The 14,677-nt window shown below is 65.9% G+C and carries 12 protein-coding genes and 2 tRNA genes; 8 read left to right on the top strand and 6 right to left on the bottom strand.

Annotated features, from left to right (window positions below; all coding sequences use genetic code 11):
- Positions 1 to 200 precede the first annotated feature (200 nt).
- The 3 genes from lolA to HQN78_RS09995 form a co-directional block, all read right to left on the bottom strand.
- A complete protein-coding gene (gene lolA / locus HQN78_RS10005; protein WP_235089304.1) occupies positions 201 to 821 on the bottom strand; it encodes an outer membrane lipoprotein chaperone LolA in 621 nt (206 codons plus the stop codon).
- 110 nt (positions 822 to 931) lie between these two features.
- The gene (locus tag HQN78_RS10000; RefSeq protein WP_235089302.1) at positions 932 to 2,038 is read right to left on the bottom strand and encodes a hypothetical protein; all 1,107 of its coding nucleotides are present in this window, start codon (positions 2,036 to 2,038) and stop codon (positions 932 to 934) included.
- A gap of 129 nt (positions 2,039 to 2,167) precedes the next feature.
- Entirely contained in the window at positions 2,168 to 3,760 is a 1,593-nt protein-coding gene (locus tag HQN78_RS09995; RefSeq protein WP_235089300.1) for an NAD+ synthase, read from the bottom strand.
- A gap of 74 nt (positions 3,761 to 3,834) precedes the next feature.
- Here HQN78_RS09995 and HQN78_RS09990 point away from each other — a divergent pair, with 74 nt between their 5' ends.
- From HQN78_RS09990 to HQN78_RS09980, 3 genes are all read left to right on the top strand, one after another.
- On the top strand, positions 3,835 to 4,968 hold the full coding sequence (locus HQN78_RS09990; RefSeq protein WP_235089298.1) for a GNAT family N-acetyltransferase: 1,134 nt from the start codon (positions 3,835 to 3,837) through the stop codon (positions 4,966 to 4,968).
- Between the two features lie 62 nt (positions 4,969 to 5,030).
- Positions 5,031 to 5,121: transfer RNA gene (locus HQN78_RS09985), tRNA-Ser, on the top strand.
- Positions 5,122 to 5,194: 73 nt separating this feature from the next.
- Positions 5,195 to 5,285 (top strand) — tRNA-Ser (locus HQN78_RS09980).
- Positions 5,286 to 5,341: 56 nt separating this feature from the next.
- On the opposite strand, the gene HQN78_RS09975 is transcribed toward HQN78_RS09980, so the two are convergent.
- Positions 5,342 to 5,779 (bottom strand): thioesterase family protein, encoded by a 438-nt coding sequence (locus tag HQN78_RS09975; RefSeq protein ID WP_158274317.1) that lies wholly within the window; start codon positions 5,777 to 5,779, stop codon positions 5,342 to 5,344.
- Between the two features lie 345 nt (positions 5,780 to 6,124).
- On the opposite strand from HQN78_RS09975, the gene HQN78_RS09970 reads away from it, so the two are divergent.
- The 5 genes from HQN78_RS09970 to HQN78_RS09950 all read left to right on the top strand — a co-directional run bounded on the left by HQN78_RS09970 (position 6,125) and on the right by HQN78_RS09950 (position 13,815).
- On the top strand, positions 6,125 to 6,886 hold the full coding sequence (locus HQN78_RS09970) for an ABC transporter substrate-binding protein (RefSeq protein ID WP_227103947.1): 762 nt from the start codon (positions 6,125 to 6,127) through the stop codon (positions 6,884 to 6,886).
- A 298-nt stretch (positions 6,887 to 7,184) separates the two neighbouring features.
- Complete coding sequence (locus tag HQN78_RS09965; protein ID WP_235089295.1) at positions 7,185 to 8,327, top strand: efflux RND transporter periplasmic adaptor subunit; 1,143 nt, start codon at positions 7,185 to 7,187, stop codon at positions 8,325 to 8,327.
- A gap of 10 nt (positions 8,328 to 8,337) precedes the next feature.
- Positions 8,338 to 11,472, top strand: a complete 3,135-nt coding sequence (locus tag HQN78_RS09960; protein ID WP_235089293.1) for an efflux RND transporter permease subunit — start codon at positions 8,338 to 8,340, stop codon at positions 11,470 to 11,472.
- Positions 11,465 to 12,877, top strand: coding sequence for an efflux transporter outer membrane subunit (locus HQN78_RS09955; protein ID WP_235089291.1), 1,413 nt, complete (start codon positions 11,465 to 11,467; stop codon positions 12,875 to 12,877). Before HQN78_RS09960 ends, HQN78_RS09955 begins: the two co-directional genes overlap by 8 nt.
- A 176-nt stretch (positions 12,878 to 13,053) precedes the next feature.
- On the top strand, positions 13,054 to 13,815 hold the full coding sequence (locus tag HQN78_RS09950) for a hypothetical protein (protein WP_235089289.1): 762 nt from the start codon (positions 13,054 to 13,056) through the stop codon (positions 13,813 to 13,815).
- Here the strand turns inward: HQN78_RS09950 and HQN78_RS09945 are convergent.
- Positions 13,812 to 14,219: a DUF1801 domain-containing protein gene (locus HQN78_RS09945; RefSeq protein ID WP_235089287.1), complete on the bottom strand. Its 408-nt coding sequence runs from the start codon at positions 14,217 to 14,219 to the stop codon at positions 13,812 to 13,814. The genes HQN78_RS09950 and HQN78_RS09945 overlap by 4 nt on opposite strands.
- A gap of 7 nt (positions 14,220 to 14,226) precedes the next feature.
- On the bottom strand, positions 14,227 to 14,655 hold the full coding sequence (locus HQN78_RS09940) for a molybdopterin-binding protein (protein WP_107799160.1): 429 nt from the start codon (positions 14,653 to 14,655) through the stop codon (positions 14,227 to 14,229).
- Between the last annotated feature and the right edge of the window lie 22 nt (positions 14,656 to 14,677).

Genomic DNA, 14,677 nt, shown 5'->3' with positions numbered 1-14,677 from the left:
TTTTTGGCACGATGCCCGCATCGGCCCACGTCTCGCGAGCAAGAGCGGGACCAGGCGAAAGCGGCTGAGGAGGCGGAGTGCGCAAGAAGCACATGAGCGCTCCGAAGACGTTTTCAAGGCCGTAGCGCTGAAGCGCAGCGACTTTGAACAGGTTCTAAAAGAAAAGCCGCCCGGAGGCGGCTGGAGGGCGGCGGGGCGGCTTAGTCGCCGCTGACCACGTCCACGCCCTTGGGCGGCACGAAGGCGAAGCGGGAGGCGGCCAGCGGCGGGTTCTGCTGCGGCGCGCTGAAGCTGACCTTGGTGTGGTTGCCGAAGCTGTCGGTCAGCTCCATTTCCACCAGCATATTGGCCTTGAAGCCCATGCGGATGGCGCTGAAGCTGTTGTCGGCCTGCTTGGGGCTGGCGGACAGCCACTCCACTTCGCCGGTTTTGCCGGCTTCCTGCAACTGGTAGTTCCGCTCGATGGCGTTGTTGCCGGCCAGCAAGGCCGCCGGGCTGGAGCCCAGCGCCGCGCCCTGGGCCTTGCGGGTGACTTGCGCCAGATCCTTGTCGTAGACCCACAACGTCTTGCCGTCGCCGACGATCAATTGTTCATAGGGCTTGCTGTACTCCCAGCGGAATTTGCCGGGACGGGCGATTTCCAGCCGGCCGCTGGCTTCCTCGCGCTTGCTCTTGTTGCTGACCACTTGCTTGAAGTCGGCGCTCAGGGTTTTGTTGCCGGCGACGAAGGCCTTGAGCTGGGCGATGGCGGCGGCGTGGGAGGCGGCCGGCAGCGCCAGCGCGGAGAGGGCGACTGCGGCTGAGATCAGTTTCATCTTCATGCGGGGAAATCCTTGCGGTGGGCGGCCCGGGCCGCGTAACCAAGATGGGACCGCCGGGACGGCGCGCGGTTTCCGCGCGCGCGTCGACGGCGACGCCGTTTTGTTAGCGATTATTGCGCGGCGGTTTCTTCCGCGGCCGTCGCCTCTTCGTCGGCCGCCGGCGGCTGGTTGAGCGCGTGCAGCGCCAGGCCCAGCGATTTCAGCCACTCCGGCTTGTCCAGGCGTTCCAGGTCCAGGATGTCGGCCTCGGCGGGCTGGTAGGCGAACACCGGCTTGCCCTGGTTGCTGTAGCGGATGTCGGCGTGGGCCTGGCCGCGGAAGCCCGGGCTGTTGAAGCGTATGGTCTGGCGGATGGCCAGCAGGTCGCCGCCGCGGCTGACGTAAAGATCGCTGACGGTATTGCTGTTCAGCGGATTGGCTTCGGAGGCCTTGATCAGGCTGTCGATCATCTGCAGCAGGCTTTCGCTGCCCAGCGGGCCGGGTTTGATCTGCGGTTTGCGCGCGGCTTCCTGACGCGCGACCTGGATCAGGCCGGCGATGATGTGGGAAGCCAGCTGGTTTTCCTGGGCGCGGTTCATGGCGATGCGCAGCCGGTAGCGCGCGCCCAGTTCCGCGGCGCGCGAGTCCAGCGGCTGGAAGCTGAACGCCTGCTTGTCCACCTTGGCGTAGGCTTCGTCCAGCAGTTTCGGCATCGCCTGGTACATGGCCTGCAGCGGGAAGTTGTCGGCCACGCGCTGCGGCAGCCGCACGCGCAGGAACTTGCCTTCGTAGGCTTGCATTTCCGGCACGAACAGATAGGCGGCGGACGGGTCCACCAGCAAGGACAGGTCCTTGGCGTGGAATTGCAGCGGCAGTTGCACGCTGGTCAGCAGGTTGCGGCGCTCCAGGCGCAGCGCCGGAATCAGTTCCAGCTTGCCGCCCGGCACGTCCAGCGCGGCCTTGATGTTGAGGCGCATGCTGCGGGCGATTTGATCGGCGGCGGAGGCGGCGGCCTGTTCCAGCGTGCTGCCGTCTTCCTTGGCCTTGTCGACGTCGGCGACGCTCAGCTCATCGAAGCCGATGTCGGCGTCCAGGTTGTAGCCCTTGCTGTTCCAGTTTTGCAGCATGATCTTGCGGGCTGCCTGGTCGGCGCTTTTGTTGGCGATCGGCGAGACGCAGCCGGTCAGCAGCGTGATGCCGCACAGCGCGGCGCATAGTCCCAGTTTTTTTAGACGCATTATTGTTTCCTTGAGCGAGATTCTGCGCCGGGCGGGTGGGGTCGGTCCGGCGCGAGCCGGACAGTTTAACGCATCCGGCATCGCCTATGTCATGCGCGGGGCCGGGGCGGGGCGGCCCCGGCAGGGGGATCAGCTGAATTTATTGGTGATGGGGTAGCGCCAGTCCTTGCCGAAACCGCGGTGGGTCACGCGCGGGCCCACCGGCGCCTGGCGGCGTTTGTACTCGTTGATCTTCAGCAGCCGCACCACGCGGCGCACGTCGGCCTCGGCGTAGCCTTCGGCGATGATGGCCTCGGCGGACAGGTTTTCCTCCACGTAGCGCGCCATGATGGCATCCAGCACCTCGTAGGGCGGCAGGCTGTCCTGGTCGGTCTGGTCCGGGCGCAATTCCGCCGACGGCGGCCGGGTGATGATGCGTTCCGGGATGATCTCGCCTTGCAGATTGCGCCAGCGGCACAGTTCGAACACCAGGGTCTTGGCCACGTCCTTGAGCACGGCGAAACCGCCGGCCATGTCGCCGTACAGGGTGCAGTAGCCTGTGGTCATTTCCGATTTGTTGCCGGTGGTGAGCACCAGCTTGCCGCTCTTGTTGGACAGCGCCATCAGCAGGGTGCCGCGGATGCGGGCCTGCAGGTTTTCCTCGGTGGTGTCCTCGGCCAGGCCGGCGAAGCTGGGCGCCAGCGCCTGGACGAAGCTTTCGTACATCGGCCAGATTTCGATCTCGTCGTACTTCACGCCCAGGCGCTGCACCATGTCGCGGGAATCGGTCACCGAGATGTCCGCGGTGTAGCACGAGGGCATCATCACCGCGTGCACCTTGTCCGCGCCCAGCGCGTCCACCGCCACCGCCAGCGTCAGCGCGGAGTCTATGCCGCCGGACAGGCCCAGCAGCGCGCCGGGGAAGCCGTTTTTGCCGATGTAGTCGCGCACGCCGGCCACCAGGGTGCGGTAAACGCTTTCCAGCGGGCCGGGCAGGGCCGCCTTGGCGCCGGGCAGCAGATCGCCGCCGTCGAAATCGACGATCAGCAGTTCGTCGTCGTAGGCGGCGGCCTGGGCCACCACCTCGCCGGCGCGGTTGACGGCGAAGGAGGCGCCGTCGAACACCAGTTCATCCTGGCCGCCGGTCAGATTGACGTAGGCGAAGGGCAGGCCGGTTTCCTCGGCGCGGAAGCGCACCACGTCGTGGCGGGTTTCAATCTTGTTGCGATGGAAGGGCGAGGCGTTGAGCACCACCACCACGTCGGCGCCGGCGTCGGCGGCCTCGGCGGCCGGGTCGACGGACCAGACGTCCTCGCAGATCAGCACGCCCACCTTGGCCTCGCCCTGCTGGAACACCAGCGGCGCGGCACCGGGGGTGAAGTAGCGGCATTCGTCGAACACTTCATCGTTGGGCAGCAGCATCTTGTGATACTGGCCCAGACGGTTGCCGTCGCGCAGCACGGTGGCGGCGTTGAAGCGATCCGCGCCCATCCGGGCCGGATGGCCCACCACCAGGGTGATGCCGTCCAATTCCAGCAGTTCGTCCAGCGCCTGGCTGCAGGCGCGGTAGAAACTGTCGCGCAGCAGCAGGTCTTCCGGGCTGTAGCCGGTCAAGGCCAGCTCCGGCGTGACCAGCACGTCCGCGCCCTGGGCGATGGCCGCGTGGGCGAGGTCGAGGATTTTGCGGGTGTTGCCGGGGATATCGCCGACAACGGGGTTGAACTGGGCGAGCGCGATACGCATCTTGATAGGGAACCGAATGTTTCGAGATAGATGGAATTTTACCTGATAGACGGCGCAAACGCCCGAGAGGAATCATGGTGTCCTTGCAATTGCACGAGAGAGTGGGCGCCTGGAGCGCGGAACAATGGGCGGGCCTGGGGGAAGGCGGCAATCTGTTTGTGGGCCGGCCGTGGCTGGAGGCGCTGGAGCGGGCGGCTTGCGTGGGCGAGGCCAGCGGCTGGCTGCCCTTGCCGCTGGGTCTGGAGCGGGACGGCCGCTTGCAGGCGCTGGCGCCGGCCTATTTGAAGCGGCATCCGCGCGGCGAATACGTGTTCGACTGGGCCTGGGCGGAAGCCTATGCCCGCGCCGGTCTGGACTATTATCCCAAGCTGGTGGTGGCCTCGCCGTTCAGCCCGGTGGGCGGCCGGCGGCTGCTGGGCGACGCGGCGGCCTGGCCGCAATTGATCGCCGGCCTGGAGCAAGTGGTGGACGAGCACGGCCTGTCGTCGGCCCACGTGCTGTTTCCCGCGCGGGAGGAGGCGCAGGCCCTGGACGAGGCCGGCTGGCTGCTGCGCGAAGGCGTGCAGTTCCACTGGCGCAATCGCGGCTATGCCGACTTCGACGCCTTCCTGGCCACGCTGAGCCGCGACAAGCGCAAGAAGATCCGTCAGGAGCGGCGCAAGGTGGCCGAGGCCGGCGTTAGCGTGCGGACATTGCGCGGGGAGGCCATCGCCGCCGAGGACTGGGCGTTTTTCTACCGTTGCTATCGGCAGACCTATCTGGAACGCCGTTCCGCGCCCTATCTGAATCCGGCCTTCTTCGCGCTGCTGGCGGAGCGGCTGGGTTCGCATTGCCTGATGTTCGTCGCCGAGCGCGACGGCGCGCCGCTGGCGGCCAGCCTGTGCCTGGTGCAGGACGGCGTGCTGTACGGGCGATACTGGGGCGCGGTGGCCGATATTCCCTGCCTGCATTTCGAACTGTGCTACTACCAGGGCCTGGAGTACGCGATCCGCGCCGGCCTGCAATGCTTCGAGGGCGGCGCCCAGGGCGAGCACAAGCTGGCGCGGGGTTTTGAGCCGGAGCGCACCTGGTCCGCCCATTACATTGCCGATCCGCGTTTCCGCGCGGCGATTGCCGGCTGGTTGCGGCGCGAGCGGGAAGGGGTGGGCGAGTATGTCGACGCCCTTTTTTCTCATTCCGCTTACAAAACACTTGCGCCGGATGAATAGGGCTTATATACTGCGCAGCCTCTGTGAACGAAACGCCAAGCGCCTTGTTTCATGGGGATTCTGGAGAGGTGGATGAGTGGTTTAAGTCGCACGCCTGGAAAGCGTGTTTAGGGTAATACCCTAACGGGGGTTCGAATCCCCCCCTCTCCGCCAGAATCGACAAAAACTGCCCTGGCGGTTTTTTTATTGCTCCGGCCTGACCGGCGCAAACAAGCAAGACACCTCCGGAGAGGTGGATGAGTGGTTTAAGTCGCACGCCTGGAAAGCGTGTTTAGGGTAATACCCTAACGGGGGTTCGAATCCCCCCCTCTCCGCCAAAGCAAGCAAAAAAGCCCTGACTGCATAGTCAGGGCTTTTTCGCGTCCGGCATGCCTCAATCCAGCGCCTGGAAATCCTCGGTTCGCTCCGCCCAGGCGAAAATGGCGCTCAATTCCGGCGGCGGCGCGGTCAGCTTGCGCAGCGTCAGGTCTATCCAGGAGCCGCTGACTTCGTGACGCGCGGCCAGGCGGCCGTCCTCCTTGTAAATCTCGTGGCGGATGCAAAAGCGCTTGCCGTCCTGGCTCAGGCCGGCGATGGCCAGGCGCACGTGAATGCGCTCGCTCAGCCGCAGTTCCTTGAAATACTCGGTCCACTCCTTGAAAATGACCGGGCCGAACCCCAGCGCCTGAAATTGTTCAAAGCCAAAGCCTTGGCCGCGCAGCCATTCTATGCGGGCATGGGTACAGAAATCGGCGTAGGCGGTATGGCGGACGTGCTGGTTAGCGTCGCAGTCGGACCAGCGCACTTCCAGCGGATGGCAAAACGGTTCCAAACCAATCTCCTCGGGCGGCAGCGGTTAGCGTGAAGGCGGGGCGGTTCATGATCTTGGCATTGCCCGCGCGCGGGGGTCAAGCGCTTTGCCGCAAGCCCGCTTGGGCTCAAGCGGCGACGCGGAAAGCCGGCCGCTTGTTCTATGCGGCCCCGCGCATCGAGAAACCGCGCGATCCGCTTGAATGGCGAGCCAACGCCGCGTCGCCGTCCAGCGGCGTGACACGATTCCAGCCGCAGGCGAGGCGCCTTCATGCGCGGTTTGTAGTGTAAAGTTGTCGATATTAAGCATTGGCGCGCGCGGCGTTTGTCCATCTCCGGCTCGCGGCTTCTCGGCGGGAGGGTTCAGATGCAAGCGTGGTTTCGACGAGCCCTGTGCGCGGGCCTGTTGGCCGTTGCGGCGCAGGCGGCCGATGCGGCTCCGGCCCTGCTCATCGCCGTGGAGGACGATTGGCCGCCGTATTCGGCGCGCGGCGCCGACGGCGCCGCGCAGGGGCTGGCGCCGCAACTGGCGCGCGAGGCGTTCCGCCGCCGGGGCGTCGAGGTCCGCTTTGTGCTGGTGCCGTTTGCGCGCTGCCTGATGCTGGCGCGCGTCGGCCGCGCCGACGGCTGCCTCAGCGCCACCATTACCGATGATAATCGCGAGCAATTCTGGTGGCATCAAACGCCGATGTTCACCGAAGAACTGGCCATCTTCGCGCTCGCCGCCGGCGGAGCCGGGCTGGGCCTGCGCGATTTGGCCGGCCGCAGGGTGGGCATCACCCAGGATTACACCTATCCCAGCGTTTTCATGCGCGATCCCAAGATCGTCAAATCGGTGGCTCATTCCGATGAGGACCTGATTCGCATGCTGTTGGCTCGGCGCGTGGACTATGTGTTGATGAACGCGCGCCCCGGACAACTGCGCATCCGCGGCAACCCGTTCGCGGCCGGGCGGGTCCGGCAGGCGGGGCGGATCAGCCAGGATGGTTTCTGGCTGGCCTTCTCCAAGGCGCGGCCCAAGGGCAGGGCGTACGCGGACCAGTTCGAGGCCGGCCTGCGCGCCATGCGCGGCGACGGCAGTTACGAGCGCATGCTTCGCCGCTTTCAGCCTGCGCCGCCGGCGAAATGAGGGCGGCGCGGCGGGCAGGCCGGAAGCCGGCCGCGGCGGCGTCCACGCCGCGCATTTGATTCGCATTCACAACTCTTCACATCGTTTTCCCGCGAATTTACCCGCAATTTACAAAAACGCCGATTTTTAAAAAACACCCTTCACAAGCGGCTGTTTTAATAAGGCACTGCTAAGCCATCCCTAATAAGGCTCGGCCCGCGCCTCGCGGGACCGTCCGCGTCTTTGTCGACAAGGCTGCTTGCTTGCGCCCTGGGTTTGCCCGCCATTCCCGAATACCCGCTCATATGGAGAAATAATAATGCGCTATCCGTCGCGGCAGCTATTGTCGCTTGCCCTGCTATTGTCTGCGCCGGTCTGGCTGGCCGCTTGCGGCTCGCCGCAGCAAAAGGCCGCCGCCGTCCCGCAAGTCACGGTGGAAACCGCCGCGCCCGGCGATGTGCCGATGACCATGGAACTGGTGGGCGAAACCGCCGGTTACCGCGATATCGAGGTGCGCGCCCGCGTGGGGGGCATTCTGCTCAAGCGCACTTATGTGGAAGGCCAGCCGGTGAAGCAGGGACAGACGCTGTTCCAGATCGACCCCGCGCCGTATCAGGCGCAGCTGGAACAGGCCAAGGGCGCGCAGGCGGTGCAGCTGGCCGCGCTGCAAAAAGCCGACGCCGATCTGACGCGCATCCGCCCGCTGTACCAGGAGCAGGCGGTGTCCAAAATGGATTACGACAACGCGGTGGCGGCGCTGAACTCTGTCAAGGCGGCCAAGCAGTCTGCCGACGCCAAGGTCAAGGAAGCCCAGCTCAATCTGGATTACACCCGCGTCACCGCGCCGATTCCGGGTCTGACCAGCAAGCAGGTGCAATCCGAAGGCAGCCTGATCCGCGTGGACGCCGCCGAGCCGCTGACCACCATTTCCCAGCTCAATCCCATCTACGTCAATTTCTCCATTTCCGAGCAGGACAGCCTCAATTACGAACACAGCCTGTCCACCGGCAAAGTGAGCGCGGAAGACGGCAGCCGCCACCCCGTGCGGATCCGTCTGGCGGACGGCCGCGTCTTTCCGCAAAGCGGCAAGCTGGATTTCCGCGACAACCGCGTGGATCCCAAGACCGGCACCATCAGCGCGCGCGCGCAATTTCCCAATGAAGACGAGCGCCTGCTGCCCGGGCAATTCGTGCGCGTGATGCTGGACCTGGGCGTGCGCAAGAACGTGCTGACCGTGCCGGAGCAGGCCGTTGTCCAGGCCCAGGCGGACAATCAGCTGATGGTGGTGGGCGCGGACAACAAGGTGCAGGCCAGAATGGTCAAGCTGGGCGCCCAGGTGGGCGGCCGGGTGGTGATCGAGTCCGGGCTGAAGGCTGGAGAGAAGGTGATTGTGGACGGCCTGATGCAGGCCCGCCCCGGCGCCGTGGTCAAGCCGGTGGCCGCCGCGCCGGCCAAGGCGTGAGGAGCTAGCCATGTTCTCGCGTTTCTTCATCAACCGCCCCATTTTCGCCAGCGTGCTGTCCATCGTCATCGTGCTGGCCGGCCTGGCGGCGATGCGCGCGCTGCCGGTGGAGCAGTACCCGCAGATCGTTCCGGCCGTGGTGTCGGTGTCGGCCAACTATCCGGGCGCCACGCCGGAAACCATCGCCCAGACCGTGGCCGCGCCCTTGGAGCAGCAGCTCAACGGCGTGGAAAACATGCTTTACATGCAATCCAGCGCCGCCTCCAACGGCCAGCTCAGCCTCAATGTCTATTTCGCCGTGGGCACGGATCCGGACCAGGCCACCATCGACGTCAACAACCGGGTGCAGGCGGCGATGAAACAGCTGCCGGACGAAGTGCAGCGCCAGGGCGTCACCGTGCGCAAGAAATCCACCTCGGTGCTCAGCGTGATCTCCATCGGCTCGCCCACCGGCCAGTACGACCGCAACTATCTGTCCAATTTCGCCCTGCTCAATGTGATGGACGAGCTCAAGCGCATTCCCGGCGTGGGCGACGTGGCGATGATGGGCGGCACCGACTACGCGATGCGGCTGTGGCTGCGGCCGGACCGCATGGCCCAGCTGGGCCTGACCCCGTCCGATGTGGCCAAGGCGGTGCGCGAGCAGAACGCCCAGTTCGCCGCCGGCAAGATCGGCGCCCAGCCCACCAGCGCGCCCATCAGCTTCACCTACACCGTCAACGCCAAGGGCCGGCTCAGCGAACCCAAGGAGTTTGAGAACATCATCGTGCGCTCGATGCCGGACGGCTCCAAGATCCGCGTCAAAGACGTGGCGCGGGTGGAAATGGGCGGCAACGACTACGATGTGATCGGCACCCGCAACGGCAAGCCCAGCGTGGGCATCACCACCTATCTGCAACCCAGCGCCAACGCGCTCAAGGTGTCCGCCGCCATCGCCGCCAAGATGGAGGAGCTCAAGGTCCGCTTCCCGGCCGGCGTGGACTACACCATTCCCTTCGACACCACCAAATTCGTCAAAGTCTCCATCGACGGCGTGGTGAAAACCCTGCTGGAAGCCACTGTGCTGGTGTTCCTGGTGGTGTATTTGTTCCTGCAGAATTTCCGCGCCACGCTGATTCCCTGCATCGCGGTGCCGGTGTCGCTGGTCGGCACCTTCGCCGGCATGCTGCTCTTGGGCTTCTCCATCAATCTGCTGACCCTGTTCGGCATGGTGCTGGCCATCGGCATCGTGGTGGACGACGCCATCGTGGTGCTGGAAAACGTCGAACGCATCATGAGCGAGCGCCGCTGCGGCGCCAAGGAAGCCGCGGTGCTGGCGATGGGCGAGGTGTCCGGCGCGCTGGTGGCCATCGTGCTGGTCTTGTGCGCGGTCTTCCTGCCGGTGGCCTTCATGGGAGGCATGACCGGGGTGATGTACAAGCAGTTCGCCGTCACCATCGCCATGTCGGTGATCATTTCCGGCATTGTCGCGCTGACGCTGACCCCGGCCTTGTGCGCCTTGCTGCTCAAGCCCGGCCATCACCAGCCGCCGCGCTTTTTCCAGTGGTTCAACCGCGCTTTCGAACGCCTGACCGGCCGCTACGTGCTGGGCGTGTTGTTTCTCAACCGCCGTGTCGGCGTCGCCTTCGGCCTGATCGCCGTCGTTCTGGCCGCCACCGTCGGCCTGTATCAGAAAGTGCCCGGCTCGCTGGTGCCCAATGAGGACATGGGCACGCTGTTCGCCAACACCGCCTTGCCGGACGCGGCCGCGCTCACCCGCACCGCCAAGGCCACGGTGGAATTCGACCGGCTGATGATGGCCAATCCCAATGTGGAAAGCGTCACCACCTTCACCGGTTTCGACATCCTGTCCGGCTCCAAGCAGACCAACCGCGGCACCAGCTTCGTCACCCTCAAGGACTGGGACCAGCGCAAGGCCAAGGGCGAGGATTCCTTCTCCGTGGCCGCCGAGTTCAACCGTCTGGGCCGCACCGTGCAGGCTGGCGTGATGAGCGCCTTCAATCCGGCGCCCATCATCGGCATGTCCACCACCGGCGGCCTGGAAGCCTATTTGCAGGACCGCGGCGACCAGGGCGCGCAAAAGCTCAGCCAGGCGGCGGAAAAACTGCTGGCCGCGGCGCGGCAGCGGCCGGAGTTCGCCAGTGTGGCCACCACCTTCCGCGCCAATGTGCCGCAGAAGTATCTGGACCTGGACCGCGAAAAGACCAAGGCGCTGGGCGTGGACATCAACCAGGTGTTCGACACCCTGCAAGCCACTTTCGGCCAGCTCTACGTCAACGACTTCAACAAGTTCGGCCGTACCTACAAGGTGCAGCTGCAGTCCGAGGCGGACTTCCGCGCGCGGCCGGAAGACATCGCCAATATCTATGTGCGCTCCGCCGAGGGCGTGATGGTGCCGCTGTCCAGCCTGGTGGAGGTCAAATCCAGCTACGGGCCGGAGCTGGTGGACCGCTTCAACATCTTCAACGCCGCCAAAATCCTGGCCCAGCCCGCGCCCGGCGTCAGCTCCGGCCAGGCCATCCAGGCGCTGGAAGAGGTGACCCAGCAAGTGTTGGGCAACGATTACGCGCTGGCCTGGAGCGGCAGCGCCTATCAGGAAAAACTGGCCGGCGGCACCGCCACCATGGCCTTTCTGTTCGGCATCCTGATGGTCTTCCTGATCCTGGCGGCGCAGTACGAACGCTGGAGCCTGCCGCTGGCGGTGGTGACCTCGGTGCCTTTCGCGCTGTTCGGCGCCTTGCTCGCCGCCGTCATCGGCCATCAGGACAACAACGTCTATTTCCAGATCGGCGTCGTCACCCTGGTGGGCCTGGCCGCCAAGAATGCCATCCTGATCGTGGAGTTCGCGGTGCAGCAGCGCCAACAGGGCCTGCCGCTGATGGACGCCGCGCTGGAAGCGGCGCGGCTGCGCTTCCGTCCCATCGTGATGACTTCGCTGGCCTTCATCCTGGGTTGCGTGCCTTTGGTGATTTCAAGCGGCGCGGGCTCCGCCAGCCGCCGCGCACTGGGCACGCCGGTGGTGGGCGGCATGCTGGCCGCCACCTTTATCGCCACTTTCTTCGTGCCGCTGTTTTTCCGCTTGATCATGCAGGCGTCGGAGCGGCGCAAAGCGCCGACTGCGGCGGAGGAGGCCGACAATGTTTAAACGCGCGCTGATGCCCTCATTGGCGGCGCTGGCGCTGAGCGCTTGCGCGGTCGGCCCCGACTACAGCCGCCCCAAACTGGAGCTGCCGGACAGCGGACAGGTCCACATTGCGGCCCAGAACCCGGCCATCGCCCTGGACTGGTGGAAGCAGTTCAACGATCCGGTGCTGGATCAGTTGATCGCCCAAGCCCTGGAACACAACCAGGACCTGGCCGCCGCCTCCGCCCGCGTCGACGAAGCCGCGGCCCAGGCCGGCATCGCCCGCGCTCAGCTGCTGCCGGCGCTGAACGCCAACGCCGGCTATCAGCGCGGCCGCGCTTCCAGCGCGACAAGCACGCCGGGCGCGCCGCTGGTCAGCGACGTGCGCAATGCCAACCTCACCGCGTCTTGGGAACTGGACCTGTGGGGCAAGCTGCGCCGCGGCAATGAAGCGGCCCGCGCCGACTTCGCCGCCAGCCGTTTCGCCCGCGACAGCTCGAAGCTGGCGATCGCCGCGCAAACCGCGCAGACCTATTTCCAGCTGCGCGCCTACGACGCCCAGCTGGACATCGCCAAGCGCACGCTGCAAAGCCGCGAGGAATCGCTGAAGCTGCAGACCAAGCGCTTCAAGGGCGGCTTGATCTCGGAACTGGACCAGCAGCAGGCCGAGGCCGAGGCGGCCTCCGCCCGCGCCAAGGTGCCGCAGATCGCCAGCGCGCTGGAGCAGACCGAAAGCGCGCTGGGCGTGCTGCTCGGCCACTCGCCCAAGCAGCTGGTGGCCGGCGGCATCCAGCGCGGCCAAAGCCTGGACGCGCTGTCCGCCCCGCCGGAAGTGCCGGCCGGCCTATCCTCCAGCCTGCTGGAGCGGCGGCCGGACATTGCCGCCAGCGAGCAGCAACTGGTCGCCGCCAACGCCCGCATCGGCGTGGCGCGCGCGGCCTACTTCCCCAGCATCAGCCTGAGCGGGGCGCTGGGTTCGCAAAGCCTGTCGCTGGATACCCTGTTCACCGGCCCGACGCGGACCTGGAGCTTTGTCGGCAATCTGGCGGCTCCGGTGTTCAACTTCGGCCAGACCGGTTACGCGGTGGACGCGGCCAGCGCGCGGCAGAAGCAGGCGCTGGCGCAGTATCAGAAGACGGTGCAAAGCGCGTTCAAGGACGCGCTGGACGCACTGTCCGGCTACGGCGCGGCGCGGGAGATCCAGGCGGCGCAGACCACGCAGTTCCAGGCCTTGAACAAATCGCTGCGCCTGGCCAATCTGCGTTACGACAACGGCTACGCCAGCTATCTGGACGTGCTGGACGCGCAACGCAACAGCTTCCAGGCGGAGCTGGGCCTGGTGAGCGCCAAGCTGGACCAACTGAATGCCGTGGTGGGCCTGTACAAGGCGCTGGGCGGCGGCTGGGAAGCCCCGGCCAAGTCCTGATCCGCAACGTGCAAAGACAAACCCCGCCTTGGCGGGGTTTTTTCATGCTTGGCCTGGGCGCGGGCCGGCGGTCTTGAGTGAATTAAAAACAACATTGGCATATCTGTCAGTGGTGATGTCCGGACCCGCTGCTTACCATGCGCTGCGTTTCGACGTCCCACCCCGCGCGAGGAGCCATGGGCACCATCACTCACTCAGACACCCTATATTCGCACTTGTTGACCATGGCCGGGCGCGAGCGCCTGGTGGATGAAGCCTATCAAGTGCACGACGCCGTTTTCAGCGGCATGGACCGGGCGGCCTTCCGCAAGATGGTGTTGCCGGAGTCCGAGCACAGCAGCATCCTGCTGCATCGCGGCGAACACGGTCAGGCGGTGGGCTATTGCGCCGTCCACCTGTTCCAGCGCCGCGCGGCGGGGCGCGAAGTCAAGGTTTTGCGCGGGCAGGCCGGGCTGCTCAAAGACTACCACGGCCGCAACAGCAATATGCCTTTCCTGGCCGGCTGCATGTTGCGCTACTGGCTGCGCAGCCCGTGGCGGCCCATGTATTTCCTGGGCGCGATGATCCATCCGTCCAGCTTCATCCAGATGCACAAGTACGCCGCCGGCATGTGGCCCAGCCCGGAGCGGGGCATGGAGCAGCCGCTGGCGCGGCTGGCGGCGGAGTTGTGCGGCAGTTTCGGCATGGCGGTGCCCGCGGCGGAGCGCCCCTTTGTGGTGAAGCTGGGCATTTTGACCCGGGACAGCCAGACCGACCGGCAATTCTGGCTGCAGCACCCGCGCCCGGCGGCGCGCTATTTTGTCGAGCACAACCCGGACTACCATGAGGGCCACGGTTTGCTGGCCATGGCCGAGCTGTCGCCGACGGCCATTCTGAACGGCGTGTGGCGTTATCTGCGAGACAGGCGGCGCGCGGCCGCGGAGCGGTCTAGGCTCTAGGCCGGCTTGCTTTTGCCGCCGCCGGCATTGAGCGCGACGGCGGCCAGAATCAGCGCCTTGAACGCCTCCGCGTCCACGTCCTCGCCCTCGCGGATATCGATCGCCCGCCTGGCCTTGCCGCCCAGGCTGGCGTTGAACAATTGGGCCGGGTCCGGCAGCGCCGCGCCTTTGATGAAGGTCAGTTTGACGACGGAAGTGTAAGACTCGCCGGTGCAGAGGATGCCCCGCAAAGACCAGACCGGGGTGCCCATCCATTTCCATTCTTCGATCACGTCCGGGGCGGCTTCCCGGATCAGCCGCCGCATCCGCGCCAAGGCCGCGCCGCGCCAGTCGCCGAGTTCGGCGATTCTGCGGTCTATCAGGGCGGAGGCCGGCGCGCGCTCGGCCGCGGAAGAGGGCTTCATGCCGGGCTCAGATCCGGACGCCGACAATCACGTGGGAGGCCTTGAAGAAGGCGACGATGGCTTTGCCGACGGCCAGGCCAAGGTCGTCCGCGCTCTCCTGGGTGACGATGGCCACCAGGGCGTCGCCGCCGTTGAGACGGATTTCGACCTCGGCGTTGACCGCGCCCGGACGCAGCGCGGACACCCGGCCTTCCAGGCGGTTGCGGGTGGAGAGCTTGATGCCGGCTTCGGGATTGGCCAGGATCACCCAGGGGGCCTTGATGATGGCCAGCGCGTCGCAGCCCACGGTCAGGCCCAGGTTGGCGGTGCTGCGCTGGGTGATGACGGCGGTGATCACCTCGCCGCCCGGCAGGGTGAGGTCGATCTCGTCGTTGACCGCTCCGGGATGGATGGCGGTGACTTTGCCGGCGAACTGATTACGGGCGCTGGTGAGCATCGGAGGTCCTTGATGTCGGATG

Origin of the sequence: Chromobacterium sp. Beijing (assembly GCF_021496765.1) — a bacterium.
GTDB lineage: Bacteria > Pseudomonadota > Gammaproteobacteria > Burkholderiales > Chromobacteriaceae > Chromobacterium.
The sequence above is the reverse complement of the archived record's forward strand: the minus strand, read 5'-3'. Positions and strand labels throughout refer to the sequence as shown.

What these genes read in the sequence shown, in the direction of transcription:
- lolA (WP_235089304.1), bottom strand. Translation starts at nt 821, where the DNA reads ATGAAGATGAAACTGATCTCAGCCGCAGTCGCCCTCTCCGCGCTGGCG.
- HQN78_RS10000 (WP_235089302.1), bottom strand. Translation starts at nt 2,038, where the DNA reads ATGCGTCTAAAAAAACTGGGACTATGCGCCGCGCTGTGCGGCATCACG.
- HQN78_RS09995 (WP_235089300.1), bottom strand. Translation starts at nt 3,760, where the DNA reads ATGCGTATCGCGCTCGCCCAGTTCAACCCCGTTGTCGGCGATATCCCC.
- HQN78_RS09990 (WP_235089298.1), top strand. Translation starts at nt 3,835, where the DNA reads ATGGTGTCCTTGCAATTGCACGAGAGAGTGGGCGCCTGGAGCGCGGAA.
- HQN78_RS09970 (WP_227103947.1), top strand. Translation starts at nt 6,125, where the DNA reads ATGCAAGCGTGGTTTCGACGAGCCCTGTGCGCGGGCCTGTTGGCCGTT.
- HQN78_RS09965 (WP_235089295.1), top strand. Translation starts at nt 7,185, where the DNA reads ATGCGCTATCCGTCGCGGCAGCTATTGTCGCTTGCCCTGCTATTGTCT.
- HQN78_RS09960 (WP_235089293.1), top strand. Translation starts at nt 8,338, where the DNA reads ATGTTCTCGCGTTTCTTCATCAACCGCCCCATTTTCGCCAGCGTGCTG.
- HQN78_RS09955 (WP_235089291.1), top strand. Translation starts at nt 11,465, where the DNA reads ATGTTTAAACGCGCGCTGATGCCCTCATTGGCGGCGCTGGCGCTGAGC.
- HQN78_RS09950 (WP_235089289.1), top strand. Translation starts at nt 13,054, where the DNA reads ATGGGCACCATCACTCACTCAGACACCCTATATTCGCACTTGTTGACC.
- HQN78_RS09945 (WP_235089287.1), bottom strand. Translation starts at nt 14,219, where the DNA reads ATGAAGCCCTCTTCCGCGGCCGAGCGCGCGCCGGCCTCCGCCCTGATA.
- HQN78_RS09940 (WP_107799160.1), bottom strand. Translation starts at nt 14,655, where the DNA reads ATGCTCACCAGCGCCCGTAATCAGTTCGCCGGCAAAGTCACCGCCATC.